The 13,846-nt window shown below is 30.7% G+C and carries 13 protein-coding genes and 2 rRNA genes; all 15 read right to left on the bottom strand.

The genetic code is table 11. The features are described from left to right. Positions 1-12 precede the first annotated feature (12 nt). Positions 13-1,086: a phenylalanine--tRNA ligase subunit alpha gene (gene pheS, locus OIF36_05535; protein ID MCV6599914.1), complete on the bottom strand. Its 1,074-nt coding sequence runs from the start codon at positions 1,084-1,086 to the stop codon at positions 13-15. Between the two features lie 260 nt (positions 1,087-1,346). Further along, on the bottom strand, positions 1,347-3,143 hold the full coding sequence (locus OIF36_05530; GenBank protein MCV6599913.1) for an ABC transporter ATP-binding protein/permease: 1,797 nt from the start codon (positions 3,141-3,143) through the stop codon (positions 1,347-1,349). Positions 3,144-3,289: 146 nt separating this feature from the next. Continuing rightward, complete coding sequence (rplT, locus tag OIF36_05525) at positions 3,290-3,643, bottom strand: 50S ribosomal protein L20 (GenBank protein ID MCV6599912.1); 354 nt, start codon at positions 3,641-3,643, stop codon at positions 3,290-3,292. 15 nt (positions 3,644-3,658) lie between these two features. Continuing rightward, positions 3,659-3,862: a 50S ribosomal protein L35 gene (gene rpmI / locus OIF36_05520; GenBank protein MCV6599911.1), complete on the bottom strand. Its 204-nt coding sequence runs from the start codon at positions 3,860-3,862 to the stop codon at positions 3,659-3,661. Positions 3,863-3,973: 111 nt separating this feature from the next. Then, positions 3,974-6,868: an AsmA-like C-terminal domain-containing protein gene (locus OIF36_05515; protein MCV6599910.1), complete on the bottom strand. Its 2,895-nt coding sequence runs from the start codon at positions 6,866-6,868 to the stop codon at positions 3,974-3,976. A gap of 38 nt (positions 6,869-6,906) precedes the next feature. Beyond that, complete coding sequence (dnaJ, locus tag OIF36_05510; protein ID MCV6599909.1) at positions 6,907-8,043, bottom strand: molecular chaperone DnaJ; 1,137 nt, start codon at positions 8,041-8,043, stop codon at positions 6,907-6,909. A 34-nt stretch (positions 8,044-8,077) separates the two neighbouring features. After that, positions 8,078-8,803 (bottom strand): hypothetical protein, encoded by a 726-nt coding sequence (locus OIF36_05505; protein MCV6599908.1) that lies wholly within the window; start codon positions 8,801-8,803, stop codon positions 8,078-8,080. Next, a complete protein-coding gene (locus OIF36_05500) occupies positions 8,779-9,477 on the bottom strand; it encodes a hypothetical protein (protein MCV6599907.1) in 699 nt (232 codons plus the stop codon). The genes OIF36_05505 and OIF36_05500 overlap by 25 nt, the downstream gene beginning before the upstream one ends. After that, entirely contained in the window at positions 9,477-10,115 is a 639-nt protein-coding gene (locus OIF36_05495) for a hypothetical protein (protein ID MCV6599906.1), read from the bottom strand. Before OIF36_05495 ends, OIF36_05500 begins: the two co-directional genes overlap by 1 nt. 67 nt (positions 10,116-10,182) lie before the next feature. Beyond that, positions 10,183-10,956 (bottom strand): inositol monophosphatase, encoded by a 774-nt coding sequence (locus tag OIF36_05490; protein ID MCV6599905.1) that lies wholly within the window; start codon positions 10,954-10,956, stop codon positions 10,183-10,185. A gap of 336 nt (positions 10,957-11,292) precedes the next feature. Then, a complete protein-coding gene (efp, locus tag OIF36_05485) occupies positions 11,293-11,862 on the bottom strand; it encodes an elongation factor P (GenBank protein ID MCV6599904.1) in 570 nt (189 codons plus the stop codon). A gap of 129 nt (positions 11,863-11,991) precedes the next feature. Further along, positions 11,992-12,468: a Holliday junction resolvase RuvX gene (gene ruvX, locus OIF36_05480; protein ID MCV6599903.1), complete on the bottom strand. Its 477-nt coding sequence runs from the start codon at positions 12,466-12,468 to the stop codon at positions 11,992-11,994. A 69-nt stretch (positions 12,469-12,537) separates the two neighbouring features. After that, on the bottom strand, positions 12,538-13,026 hold the full coding sequence (locus tag OIF36_05475; protein ID MCV6599902.1) for a hypothetical protein: 489 nt from the start codon (positions 13,024-13,026) through the stop codon (positions 12,538-12,540). Positions 13,027-13,180: 154 nt separating this feature from the next. Continuing rightward, a 5S ribosomal RNA gene (rrf, locus tag OIF36_05470) occupies positions 13,181-13,295 on the bottom strand. A gap of 101 nt (positions 13,296-13,396) precedes the next feature. Beyond that, positions 13,397-13,846 (bottom strand): 23S ribosomal RNA (locus OIF36_05465); the annotation flags it as partial.

Below are 13,846 nucleotides of genomic sequence, written 5' to 3'. Positions count from 1 at the left end.
GTATATAAAGTTCTATTTTTTACCCATAACTAAGTTTGGCTCTGAACAGAAACTAAATCCATAATGAGAAATCCATCTTGCATCAGCCTCAAAGAATGAACGAATATCTGGCATACCATATTTTAACATAGCAAGTCTATCAATACCGAATCCAAAAGCGAAACCTTGATATTTAGAGCTATCAATTCCACAGTTCTCTAAAACTTTAGGATGCACCATTCCACAACCAGCAACTTCTAACCAGTTCTCACCTTTACCAATTTTTATATTACCACTATCTTTTGAATAACTAATATCCACCTCAGCTGAAGGCTCAGTGAATGGGAAACAATGAGGTCTTAATCTCATTGGCATTTCATCTAATTCAAAGAATTTTGCAAACATTTCTTCAATTGTCCACTTCAAGTTTGCCATTGTTATTTTCCCTTTTTCTTCAACGATAAGAGCCTCTAATTGATGGAACATTGGTGAGTGAGTTGCATCACTATCATTTCTATAAGTTTTACCAGGACAAATAATTTTAATTGGCAATTCTTGAGATGTCATTGTTCTGATTTGAACAGCTGAAGTTTGAGTTCTAAGCACTCTTTTTTGCCCATCTTTTTCTGGCATATAAAAAGTATCTGTTGCTTCTCTAGCAGGGTGATATTTAGGAGTATTTAATGCATCAAAATTGTTAAATATTGTTTCAACATCTGGACCTTCTGCTACAGAGAATCCCATATCTCCAAGAATAGCTGTAAGCTCGTCAATTGTTTGAGAAATAGGATGAACTTTCCCTTCTGCTTTTGGTCTAGCAGATAGAGTAACATCAACTTTCTCTGTTTCTAATCTTTTATTCATTTGCTCTGCTTTAAAAGCTGTTACTTTTTCTTCAATAAGATTTGTAATTTCTACTTTTGTAGAGTTCAATAATGGACCAGCAACTTTTCTCTCTTCAGGAGACATCCCTCCTAGAGATTTCATTTGAGTTGTAAGCACACCTTTTTTACCAAGTATTTTAACTCTAGCTTCTTCAAGCTTTTCAGGAGTGTCTATTGCACTCACTTCATTTATTAATTCTTCTTTTAATTGTTCTAGTTCCATTTTTTTATTAACCTCTTTTTTTCTCTGTCATTATGAGTGACTATAAGGAGTCGAAGAATCTCTGAGCCCCTTCAGTTCGTGTTTCTATAAACTCAACACTCTCTCAGAATGACAATATTGTTTTTATGAAAAATAACTTATCACACAAATATTTTCTATCTTCATTTTTTTGTATTTATCAAGTTATCTTTCTTTTCTCATACCTTTTTTATATGTCTTAAATCTCCTGCATTTATGTACAGTATAACTTATCCATAAACCTATAAATCTTCCTTTCCAATAAAATCGCCAGATTGCATTTCCCACAACTTAGCATAAGTTCCATTATTTTTCAATAATTGTTTATGAGTTCCTTCTTCAACAATCTTACCCTTTTCTATAACTACTATTCTATCCATCAATTTAAGAGTTGAAAGTCTATGAGCAATAGCAATGGTTGTCTTACCTTTCATTATCTCTTTAAAAGTTTTTTGTATATATGTTTCTGTTTCACTATCAAGAGCCGATGTAGCCTCATCCAGTACTAATATTGGAGCATCCTTTAATATAGTTCTTGCGATATTAACTCTTTGTCTTTGTCCTCCAGAAAGTTTTATACCTCGCTCTCCTACTAAAGTTTTATATTTCTTTGACAATTGAGAAATAAATTCATCCGCTCCAGCTTTCTGAGCAGCTTCTCTAATTTCTTTTAAAGAAGCATTCTGTTTTACATAAGATATATTATCTTTTAAGCTTCTGTGGAAAAGTGTACTATCTTGAGTAACAACACTTATATTATCTCTAAGAGATTTTTGTTTAACTTCAGATATATTTTGTCCGTCGATTAAAACCCCTCCTTTTTGCACATCAAACAATCGTAGCAAAAGATTAACTAAAGTTGTTTTACCAGCTCCTGACGAACCAACTAGTCCGACTTTTTCCCCTGGTTTGATATGAAGGTTAAAATTTTTAAATATATATCTTCTATTGCCATAATGAAAAGATATTTTATCAAACAATATATCTCCCCTTGATACTTTCATATCTTTAGCATTATTTTTATCTTTTACTTCATACGGCATTAAAAGAGTATCTAATGCTCTTTGCATTTTGCTAACATTGCTTAAAAACTTTAAAATAACTTTATTAAAGTCCCACAAACTTTTATATATAGTTCCTAAAACCATAAAGGCATAAGAGACATCTCCTAAACCAATTTCTCTCTTAGAATACAAATAGAAGACCAAAACAGCAAGAATAGCACCGAAAGAATCACTTAAAATCCCTAAAGGCACCCATGTTCTGTGACTTGATGACCAAACTTTTCTGCTATAATACTTCTCTTTTTCATGAGCTTTAAAAATTTCTCTTTCTTCAAAGAACTGTTTTGAATTTAACTTCACTACAGCAAAATTAGTTAAACTATCAACTATTTTTCCCTTTACGACACTTATCTCTTCTGAATGTTTTTTAAACTTCTTCTTTAAAACAGGCATCCTATAAATTGTATAAGAAAAATGTATAAAAACAAATATAGCCAATAAAGCTCCTAATTTTAAACTTATTAGAGAGAATAAAAATATATTAATTGACAGGATAATAATTGTAGGCATAAACTTCCAAAATACTGTCCCCAATATATCAAAAAAGTAATTAGATAAATCACTTATTTTATTAGCTAGACTACCTCCAAAATTATCAGAGAAATACTTATATGAATGCCCATGAACACTAGAAGTTAGTTGAACATTAATATCTGCTATAACATCTGGTTGGAATTTTTTTTCTAACAATCCTGCAGAAGATATAAAAACAGTACCAAATAAAGAAAAAACAACATAAGCAATTAATCCTTTTGTAATAATATAAAACGATTCGCTTAAATCTCCTTCAAAAACAGTTACTTTATTTATAATCCCTTTTAATATAAATGGTAGAAACAAGCTATTAAGGCTTATAAAAACCAGAATAAATAGTGACGAAAATATAAAAGCATACTTATGAGGTTTTAAGAAGTGGTAAAAGAATCCTAAAAGCTTATTAGGAATCTTTGCATCTATTTTTTCATTATGTTTCATGAACATTTCCTTTTAATATTTCTTTACTTTAACCATTCAAAACTTATTACAAAATAAAAAAGAGCTAGTCTTACTACAAAGACTAACTCTTTTTATATTTTTTAACCTTATATTTTTTTGGTTAATAATTTTATATTGATTTTATATTATAGAGCCTTCTTTGCAGTTTCAACAAGGCTTCTAAAGGCTTTAGGATCAGCAATTGCTACTTCTGAAAGCATTTTTCTATTAACTTCAACACCAGCTTTTGTCAATCCGTTGATGAATGAAGAATAAGTCATATCATGCTGTCTTGTAGCAGCATTGATTCTTTGAATCCAAAGTCTTCTAAAGTTTCTTTTGTTTGTTCTTCTGTCTCTATATGCATATTGTAGAGATTTTTCTACAGACTGAATCGCAGTTCTGAAACAGTTTTTTCTTCTACCTCTATGACCTTTAGCCATTTTGATAATCTTTTTATGTCTTTTATGGTTTGTAACACCTCTTTTAACTCTAGCCATTTTTATATCTCCTTATTATTTAGAATTTACCAAGAAACATTTTTTGATTACTTTAGCATCCGCAGCAGCAACCACTGTAGTCCCTCTTAGGTTTCTTTTGTTTTTATGATCCTTATTTGACATAAGGTGGCTAGTAAAAGCTCTTGTTCTTTTAACTTTTCCTGATGCTGTGATTTTAAATCTTTTAGCAGCAGCTTTTTTAGTTTTTAGTTTTGGCATTTTCTTCTCCTTATTATTTTGAGTTTCTTTTAAGTAATCAAGGCATGCCTATTTAGCCCGAAAACTCATTGAGCTGTAAATATACATTAAGATATAGATTTTGTCAAGTATTTACTTTATTCCTCTAGCTTTATCTATATCCTCTTGTTTTTTCTGATTATCTTCTTTTTTTTGATTTTCTTTTTTTATAGTTTTTTGCAAGTCTTCCTCAGAGAAGAAAAGATCTCTCAAAAACCCTGGAGCTAATGATGAAGCTACATTCACACTTGCTTTAGGCTTAGACAGAGGACCTTTAACTGAGTATTTAGCTCCAAATATACCATCTTGATTAACCCCCGTTAGAACTTTACCAATAATCGGTATATTTTTTATTGTTTCACTTAACCCTTGTAAAGGAGCGACTGTTCCCTCCATCGCAATAGTATTATTTTTTGTATCCCATATATTATTAAATGTAAGCCCTAAAGAAGATCCTTTTGTTTTACCATCTTTAAATATAAACTGATTTTTCTTATAATCCCATATAAAGTCTGAAGACAACTTATCGAATCTAATCCCTTCTCCATTAAGAGCTTCACTAAGACCACTTAATGACATAGCTCCAAGAATTGTAGTTAAAGTATCCATATTAACAACATTGAAGTTTGTCATTCTAAGCTCTCCTTTAAGAACTTCTTTATCATCCATAGTTGATTTACCAACTATAGAAAAGTTACCGCCGTATAAATTATTCCATATTTCTAAGCTCCTAAGAGTTGCTCCCAAGCTTTTCACCTGAACATTAATGTTATTAGTATTATTATCAGGCAATATTTTTAAACTTACTGCATTACCTATTATGCCTTCAATATCTATGTTTGGCACATTATCTTTCTCTGTTTCATAATACCCAGATATATCAATTTTGTTTTCTGGCATCTTTAATTCAGATAAATATAGAACTCTTCCTGCATACCACCCCTTAAGAGATATACCTTCATCTATAAGAACAATATTATCAAGATCTGAGAATTCTCCGTCTTTTAAATTAACTAACAAACTTAAGCTTGCTGTTTCATCTTCAGCTTTTTTGTATGGCACAGGTGATAAATCAATATCTGTTCCTAACAAATCACTTTTAACTTCAATACTTGACTTACCACTCTTTGATTTATATAAACAAGATGCAGGAACATCATTTTTAATAACTCCTGTTAAGTCTATAACTCCTAAATCTTTCAAAAAAGAAATATCCGCCGTACCTTGCATATCAGCAACAGTATCATTCTCAGAATCTTCAGAGAAGTACTCATGCCAATTAATATCTAATTCAGCTTTATCAAAAACACCATGAGCATTTAATACTAAATCATCATTTGTTACTTTAAGATTACCATTTGCTCTTTTTAAATTTTGTTTTAAAATTAAATTTGGTATTGAGATATCTTTTAGATTCGCATCCACTTTAACCTTTATATTATCACTATCCGTTGGAATATCTAATTTTAAATTACCATTAACTTCACCAGAAACTTCCTCTGTCGATATGTTAATCAAATCTATATACTGAAGAGGCTCATGATTTAAAACCTCCATAACAGTTTTTGCACCACCTTTGAGATTTACATCAATAGCTACATTAGAATCCTCAAAAGGAATACTTACCTTTGATCCCTTTTGCACAAAAACATCATTAATGTTCCCTTCTTCAACATCTATATAAAATCCTGTTCGATCAAAATTAGCTCTACCTTTAGCATTTTTCACACCAGGCATTGTAAATACATAGTCTACTGTCATATTAGAGAAGTCTATATAGCCACCAAGCTCTTTAAAATAAAGTGTGTTATCATCCTTATCATAAGATCCAGATATATTCATATTAACATAATTAGCATAGCCATCTTTTAAATGTTTTGTCACCCAGCCTCTTGCTCCAGGAGCGGCAAACTTAGGCCAATACTTTTCTGTTTCACTTATAGAAAATTTATTTGCATCCAATTCATATGAGAAGGTAACTTTTTCCTCTGACAAATCAATATCAATCTTATTATTTGTTGTTATATTTCCTATATTTAAGTTAAGCTTATTTAACTTAACAAGGTCTTCTTTATAAACCCCCGAAAAAGATCCATACAAATCAATTTTATCTTCATATATGGATTTTAAATATATATTAGAACCTTTTTCAATAGTTCCAGACAATTCCACTAAATGAATATTCAAATCATCATCAACATCTACAAATAAGCTACCTGTCAATATAGCATTAATATCTTGAAGAGATTCATATCTATCCGAGAAGCTTGAAATATTTAGTGTTTCAAAATCTAATATAAGATTAGTATGCAAACTATTCGCATCATATAATGTTGATAGTTTTACTGTCTCATCATTAAGTTTTAAATTAGCTTGAGAAATTACATTTCCAGCCTCATCTCTTGAAACTATAATATTTATATTCTCAAACTTCCAATCTTCGTTCTTAATTTCATTATGAAAAAAGAAATTAGTATCAGAAAAAGATATGCTTTCAAGTGCAGAAAAATTCTCATCTAATAATGTATTTGCTATTTTTTGAGACATAGGTATAGAGCCAGCAATCGCTTCTGCTTTACCTATTTGAACACCAACCTTACCGCTTTTATTTAATCTAAAAAATATGTTTGCCGATGACACCTCTATTTTTGATGGTATTTTTTGAATTATAGATGCTAAAGAAAAAGACAGCTTTAAACTCTTCACATCAACAGTTGAAGCATCAGCTAAAGATAAACTAACATCTCGAAAGACAACTTTAAATTGCCCATCTTCAAACATCAAATATCCCTCATCACTATTAAAATTAATATCTGGAGATAAATGTTTTACACTATCTTGCACATAAGGAGTTATTCTATTTAAGCTTATAGGATCTTTTGATAGTTTATATATAGACAAGCCTAGCAGAAGTAAAATACCAACTACTGCAACTGCAACTATTTCACAAAATAGCTTAATTGAAAAATGACATGTCTTTTTTATCATAGTTAAAAAACTTTAGCACAAAAAAAATAAATTTAAAACTACTTTTTATTTTTTTTAAAGAAAGCACTACTTAAAGGACTGTTTTTCTCAGAAATCTTTTCAAACTCTTTTATTAAATCTTTTTGTTTCTTATTCAATTTTACCGGAGTTTCTACAGATAGCTCAACATATAAGTTACCATAAACTGAAGATCTCATACGAGGCATACCATATCCTTTAAGTCTAAACACTTGTCCACTCTGAGTACCTTCAGGAACTTTTAGTTCAACAGTTTTTCCATTAATAAGAGGAATATCAACACCTCCTCCTAAAATAGCTTTTGTAAATTTAATAGGAACTTTACAATGAAGATCTAATCCATCTCTTTCAAACACATTATGCTTTAGCATGTTAATAAAAATATATAAATCGCCCGATACACCCTTATTCTTACCAGCTTCACCTTCTCCAGAAAGTCTTATCTTTGTTCCGTGCCCAACACCTGCAGGAATTGAAACAGAAAGACTTCTATGTTTTTTTACCCTACCATCACCATGACACTTCTTACATGGATTTGTTATAATTGTTCCCTTACCATGACAGTGAGGACATGGTTGCTGAACAGAAAAGAAACCCTGTCTCATTTGAACAGTTCCTCTACCATGACAAGTGCTACATGTTTCTACTTTTGAGTCTTTTTCTGCTCCACTTCCAGAACATCTATCGCACTCAACAAAAGAATAAATATCTATATCTTTTTTCAAACCTTCATAAGCTTCTTCAAGTGTAAGATCAACATCATATCTTAAATCAGATCCTCGAGACTTTTGTTCTTGACGAGCGCCTCTTCCTCCGCCCATCATATCACTAAATATATCTCCGAAAATATCTCCAAAGCCTGAAAAATCTCCTCCGCCCATTCCGCCGAAACCGCCAAAACCACCTGCTCCAGCAGATGCACCAGTTCCATTTTGGAATGCAGAATGACCGAACTGATCATAAGCTGCTTTCTTTTGAGGATCTTTTAGAATATCATAAGCTTCATTTATCTTCTTAAATTTAGTCTCTGATTCTTTATTACCCTGATTTTTATCAGGATGATGCTGCATTGCTTTTTTTCTATATGCTTTTTTTATCTCTGCAGCTGAAGCTCCTTTTTGAACTCCTAATAAATCATAATAATCTTCTTTTGCCATTTAAAAACTCACCTTTTATTTATACTTTTTATTATTATATAAGGTCATTTTCGGTTTTATTCAAGGGTTTTTTATTTAAAAGTTTATTTTTTAAGCTTTCTATTTGAGACTTTAAATCTTCTGTTTTGCTTTCTAATTCTTCTATATAGTCTAACTTACTGACATTGTTATTTTTTAAAACATCATAATCATTTTGTAAGTCTTCTGTTTTGCTTATTTGCTCTGCCAGTTTTTCTTTTAATAAATCTATATCCTTATTCTTTTGAACCAAATCCTCTTTAAGAAGATTTATTTCCTCTTTTCCTATCTCGAGGTTAGAAAACAAATCTTTATTAGAACTTTCTGCACTTATCAAAGCTTGCTCTTTTTCTGTTTTCAACTTTTCTAAACTACTAACATTATTCTTTAATTTAGCAGTTTTATCTTTTTCATTCTTTAAGTTATAGTTCAAAAACTTATTGGTTTTTATCCTATCTTTTAAATCTTTTTCTGTTAACTTTAAGCTTTTTGAGACTTTACTTAACTCTTTGCTCTTATTAGATATTATTTTTTCTTGCTTAGCTTTTACTCCAAGGAGTCTTGATATTTCTGTATTATTGTCTGTTAGAGACTGTTTTACAAAAACATTTATTAATAAAAACAAAGAAAATACAACAACCATAAAAGAAATACAGGAAAACATTAATAAAGAAAAAACCTTATTAAAATCTGTATAATTACTATATGTAAATCTTTTTACTTGCTTTTCAAATTCACGCATGACAGCAACCAATTTTCTGCATAAACTAAAAACTTATTCTCTAAAGAGAATGCCTGTCTATCTATATATGAAAGCAAGCAAGACAAATATATTCCAGTAAATGATAGTGAAAAAGCCGTCTTTAATTTTGCTAAAGGACCAGCTATACCACTCTGCAATTCAGATAAAGTTGACACACTATCTCCAACATTTAGATTCATATTTGAAAACATCTCAGATATATCACCCAAAGATGTTATAATACAGACAAAAGCTCCTAAGAAACCTGTCAAAAAACATATCTTAACAAAAAACATCCCAGCATCTTTATGACTAGAAAACGACACATCTAAAGATTTAACCGCATTATAATACTCTTCTATTTGAAGCTTATCTTTATCATTCATATTACATTTTTTATAAACATTTCTAAAAACTGACGGAACTTTTCCAGCTGATGCCGCAGATACTTTAGTTTGTTTTCTATAAGAATCTACCCAATTAAACTTTGAGCTAATCATCTTTATTCTTATAAGAGAAAATATTAGACCCACTACAAAAACAGAAACAACAATGATACTCAACTCTTTAACTTCATATAAAGAGTCTATTACATACTCATAAGCAAAAAATCCTCCAACAACTGCTAAAACAATTGATAGAAGGATTTTTAAAATGTAAACATATATTCTCATTATTCTTTTATAAACACCTTTGCTTGATCTATATTAATTTCATTTCCCAATGATTGAACCTCTAAATTAGAATCTTTTAAACCCAATGATTTTAAATTATTTTTTATAATAGATGCTCTTAATAAAGAAACTCTTCTAGACATTGCAGAATTTCCAGAAGCATAAGTAACTATTTTAATAGTTTTATCTCCAGCTTCTCTTGCAACTTCTGAAAGAGACTTTTTAGCATCTTCATTTAACAATGTAGTTTTATTAGTTTCATAAGATATATAGACTTCTGAAGGCATAACTGTTTTAGCAATATTCTCTTCTTTAGTCGCAGGCTTTACTTCAACTTTTTCTTCAACAAAAGCTTCTTCTGCTTTAACAAGCTCTTTTTTAACTTCTTCTTGCTCTTTTAATTCTACAACTTTTTCTTTAGCCTCACTTAAAGCAAGAAAGTCTTCCATAGATATAAGCTTTATCGCTCCTTCTATTCTTGGTTTACTAATAACAACAACTTTTTCTTCTTTATAAGATGGAGCTTGCATATTTTCTTCAACTGCAACAATTCTATCTCTACCAACAACATATCCCGCTTGAGATAAACCTGTAGAAATTAAAACTAATAATGTAGATATGGATAAAACCTTTAACATACTCTTCTCTTTCCTTTAAGAATTTTCTATAGTTTAAAAAAAAAATGATTATTTAGCAAGCAAAAAATTACACATTAAGTAATTTAAGAGACTTCATATGCAAACTAGCTGGAGCAACTAAAATGCTACCTTCATAGATAAAGTCTTTTTCTCCTTTTAAAGTACTAACAAATAAACCAGCTTCTTTTGCGATTATACCAGCTGCAGCAACCTCATAAGCTTGTGTTGTATTAGAAAAAGTCAGCTCACCTTTTCCATCAGCTAAGTACACTATATCAAGAGCAACATCACCCATATTTCTTATAGCTTTAACACATTTGTTATAAAGAGCCATCCCTTGAGCGATTCTTGTTTTTGGAGCACCACAACTTTTTGCATTATAAGAAGAAAGAACTATAATATCATTAAATTCTTTTACATCTCCAACCTTAAGTCTTCTGTTATTTACAAAAGCACCGTATCCTTTTTGAGCATAATAAAGCTCATTTCTAATAACATCATAAACAACACCAGCAACAACACCTGTTGCATCTTCAAGAGCTAAAGATATAGACCAATGAGGAATTCCTCTTGCAAAATTATCTTCTCCACCAATTATATTTATCAACCATCTCTCTTCAGCTTTACCATCTTTTTTATCTGTAGATGATACATAACCAAAGTTCTCTCTTGATTTTTCCAATTCAGCAACTAAAACTTTTTCAGCATTAAGCTTTGCGTTCTCTAAAAAGCTAACTGATGCTATTTTTTGATTTTCTATCTCTCCAAAATCTCTAGCGATTGCTCTTCCAGCTTTTTGTACAGATGTTTTCATAACATTTAAAAGTGGTGAATGTGCCATTTATTTCTCCTTAAGTATTGACGATTTTATATATGGGTATATATATACTATGAAAAAGCGAAAAAGAAAAGCTTTTTATTTAATCTTGTTCAAGTTTTAATAAAAAAAACGGGCTATCATTATTGATAACCCATTTTTTTATTTATGTCTCAGTCTTTAGATAAATTGATTTCTAGTGAATAGTACAATATAGTACTTAAGCGAGAAATCGATTATATAAAAGTTATATTGATAAATAATTTATTTTTATGTGGCTTTAGATAAATTGATTTCGAGTGACTAGTACAACATAGTACTTAAGCGAAAAATCGATTATATAAAGTCCATAAAAATAAATTATTTTGCTTTTTCAACATAAGAAGCATCTTCAGTCTTCACCACAATCTTTGTTCCTGCAGTGATGTGTGGAGGAACTAAAACATTAACTCCGTTATCAAGAACAGCTGGTTTATATGATGATGATGCAGTTTGCCCTTTAACTACAGCATCTGCTTCTACAACTTCACAAACAACTTTAGTAGGAAGCTCTACAGAAATAACTTTACCTTCATAAGAAGATACTTTTAAAATCATACCATCTTGTAAGAATGCGATATTATGCTCTCCAATTTTTTCAGCCTCAACATTTATTTGCTCATATGTTTCTTCATCCATAAGAACATACATCCCTGAATCTTCATATAAGTATTGATAATCTTTTTCATCAAGCCTTACTCTTTCAACATTTTCTGTAGTTCTGAATCTTTCATTAGACTTATTTCCTGATTCTAAATCACGAATCTCCATTTGAGTAACCGAATTACCCTTACCAGGATGAACTGAATGAGTTTTTAAAATTACCCAAAGTTTACCATTATGCTCAATTACATTACCTGCTTTTAATGATGATGCTATTTGTTTTGCCATTTTGCTCTGCTCCTTTATTATTTATTTAATTTATAGCTTTATATCATAAATTAAATAAAAAAGCAAAAGTTATTTCTTTAAAAAACAAGGATAAGCGACTACAATATATTGCAGAGATAAAAAGGCTATCTAGATGTTTCTTAACCTATCTAAAACACCTTGAAGTATAAAAGCAGATGCTGACTTGTCTATAACCTGCTTTCTTCTTTTCCTAGAAAGATCTCCTTGTATCATCACTCTTTCAACGGCACAAGTTGACATTCTCTCATCCTGGAAAACAATTATCGGCTCTTTATCAAAACCATCAAACTTCATTAAATTATCAGCAAAATCTCTTGTTGATTTGCACTTAGGTCCTTCAGTTCCATTCATATTAAGAGGAAGTCCTAAAACTATAACCCCGACATTTTTCTCATTAACTATAGCTACAATTTCTTCAGCTGTTTTTGTAAACTTTTCATGTCTAATTGTAGTATGAGGTGAAGCAGAAAACAGCATAGAATCAGATATAGATATACCTATGTTTTTAGTACCCAAATCTATACCTAATATCGTCTGATTTTTCTCTAAATTATTTTTTATTTCTATAACATTAATTATTGGCATATAAGGAATATACTCTAGAAAAATAAATAAATCAAGCTTAGTTTACATTAATATAGTTTTAATTAAAAACTAACTAATTTTACAAACAGCATTATCATATATGCTAGAAAAAACTTTCATCCTTTTAAATACATCATTATACAATGCAGAATCTCTTTTATCTTTCTCTCTTTTTAGGATAGAATCCCCCACAGTCAATATTTTTTTAAATTTCTTAATCTTTATTTTATCAAATTTTTCATCTTCTGTTTTACAAATAAAAGCTTCCATACTCATACTGTTTTTATATCTTGTTTTATAATTAAGCATTTTTTCTTTAACTTTATCTTCAGTTGCAGCTAAAGCTATACTCCCTAACAGTATGTTACTTCCTAGAATAGCAAGAGGTCGACCGACAGGAGAAGATATTTTCATGAAATTTAAAGCTATAAGATTAACAATTACAGATGCAGCAAAAAGATTAAGACAGTTCTTTTCTATTTTATCATTTAAAAGTTTTTTTTCATCTTCAACTTCTTTATTATATATAACTTTATAAGCATCTAGATTGTTTTGCATTATTTTGCCTTTCTTTTAAAAAACTAGGTATAATATATCACAAACAAACCTTTTTTACAAATATTATATATAAAAAAACCAGCAGTAATCTGCTGGTTTTTGAAAGGAGTTATATTATGATTAAGCAAATAAGAGACATATATGAACTTAAAAAAGTTGGCGGCGACCTACTCTTCCGCGCCTTAAGACGAAGTACCATCGGCGAAAAGATGTTTCACTGTTGAGTTCGAAATGGGATCTAGTGTACCAATCTTTCTATAACCACCAACTTACTTAAGTTCATATTTTGTTTTTTTATATATTCTGGATGTTTTTCCCATATTAAAAAGCTTGTCGATTTTAATATATTTAACTCTATACATAGAGTAAAAACTCAAACTCTCTTGGATTATTAGTATCAGTTAGCTTCATGTGTTACCACACTTCCACACCTGACCTATCAACGTTGTGGTCTACAACGATCCTAATGGGGAATACTTGTTTCGAGGCCTGCTTCCCGCTTATATGCTTTCAGCGGTTATCAGTTCCATACGATAGCTACCCTGCTATGCCCTTGGCAGAACAACAGGTACACCAGAGGTATGTACAACCCGGTCCTCTCGTACTAGGGTCATCTCCTCTCAATATTCCAACACCCATGGCAGATAGGGACCGAACTGTCTCACGACGTTCTGAACCCAGCTCACGTACCTCTTTAAATGGCGAACAGCCATACCCTTGGGACCTTCTTCAGCCCCAGGATGAGATGAGCCGACATCGAGGTGCCAAACAGTGCCGTCGCTGTGAACGCTTGGGCACTATCAGCCTGTTATCCCCGGCG

It is taken from the genome of Alphaproteobacteria bacterium (assembly GCA_025800285.1).
In the GTDB taxonomy this organism is placed as follows: Bacteria; Pseudomonadota; Alphaproteobacteria; order JAOXRX01; family JAOXRX01; genus JAOXRX01.
Note: the sequence above shows the minus strand (reverse complement) of the source record. Positions and strands in the feature narration are given on the sequence as shown.

Bases quoted from the DNA above. Each gene is read 5' to 3' on its own strand.
- pheS (MCV6599914.1), bottom strand. From the start codon at position 1,086: ATGGAACTAGAACAATTAAAAGAAGAATTAATAAATGAAGTGAGTGCA.
- OIF36_05530 (MCV6599913.1), bottom strand. From the start codon at position 3,143: ATGAAACATAATGAAAAAATAGATGCAAAGATTCCTAATAAGCTTTTA.
- rplT (MCV6599912.1), bottom strand. From the start codon at position 3,643: ATGGCTAGAGTTAAAAGAGGTGTTACAAACCATAAAAGACATAAAAAG.
- rpmI (MCV6599911.1), bottom strand. From the start codon at position 3,862: ATGCCAAAACTAAAAACTAAAAAAGCTGCTGCTAAAAGATTTAAAATC.
- OIF36_05515 (MCV6599910.1), bottom strand. From the start codon at position 6,868: ATGATAAAAAAGACATGTCATTTTTCAATTAAGCTATTTTGTGAAATA.
- dnaJ (MCV6599909.1), bottom strand. From the start codon at position 8,043: ATGGCAAAAGAAGATTATTATGATTTATTAGGAGTTCAAAAAGGAGCT.
- OIF36_05505 (MCV6599908.1), bottom strand. From the start codon at position 8,803: ATGCGTGAATTTGAAAAGCAAGTAAAAAGATTTACATATAGTAATTAT.
- OIF36_05500 (MCV6599907.1), bottom strand. From the start codon at position 9,477: ATGAGAATATATGTTTACATTTTAAAAATCCTTCTATCAATTGTTTTA.
- OIF36_05495 (MCV6599906.1), bottom strand. From the start codon at position 10,115: ATGTTAAAGGTTTTATCCATATCTACATTATTAGTTTTAATTTCTACA.
- OIF36_05490 (MCV6599905.1), bottom strand. From the start codon at position 10,956: ATGGCACATTCACCACTTTTAAATGTTATGAAAACATCTGTACAAAAA.
- efp (MCV6599904.1), bottom strand. From the start codon at position 11,862: ATGGCAAAACAAATAGCATCATCATTAAAAGCAGGTAATGTAATTGAG.
- ruvX (MCV6599903.1), bottom strand. From the start codon at position 12,468: ATGCCAATAATTAATGTTATAGAAATAAAAAATAATTTAGAGAAAAAT.
- OIF36_05475 (MCV6599902.1), bottom strand. From the start codon at position 13,026: ATGCAAAACAATCTAGATGCTTATAAAGTTATATATAATAAAGAAGTT.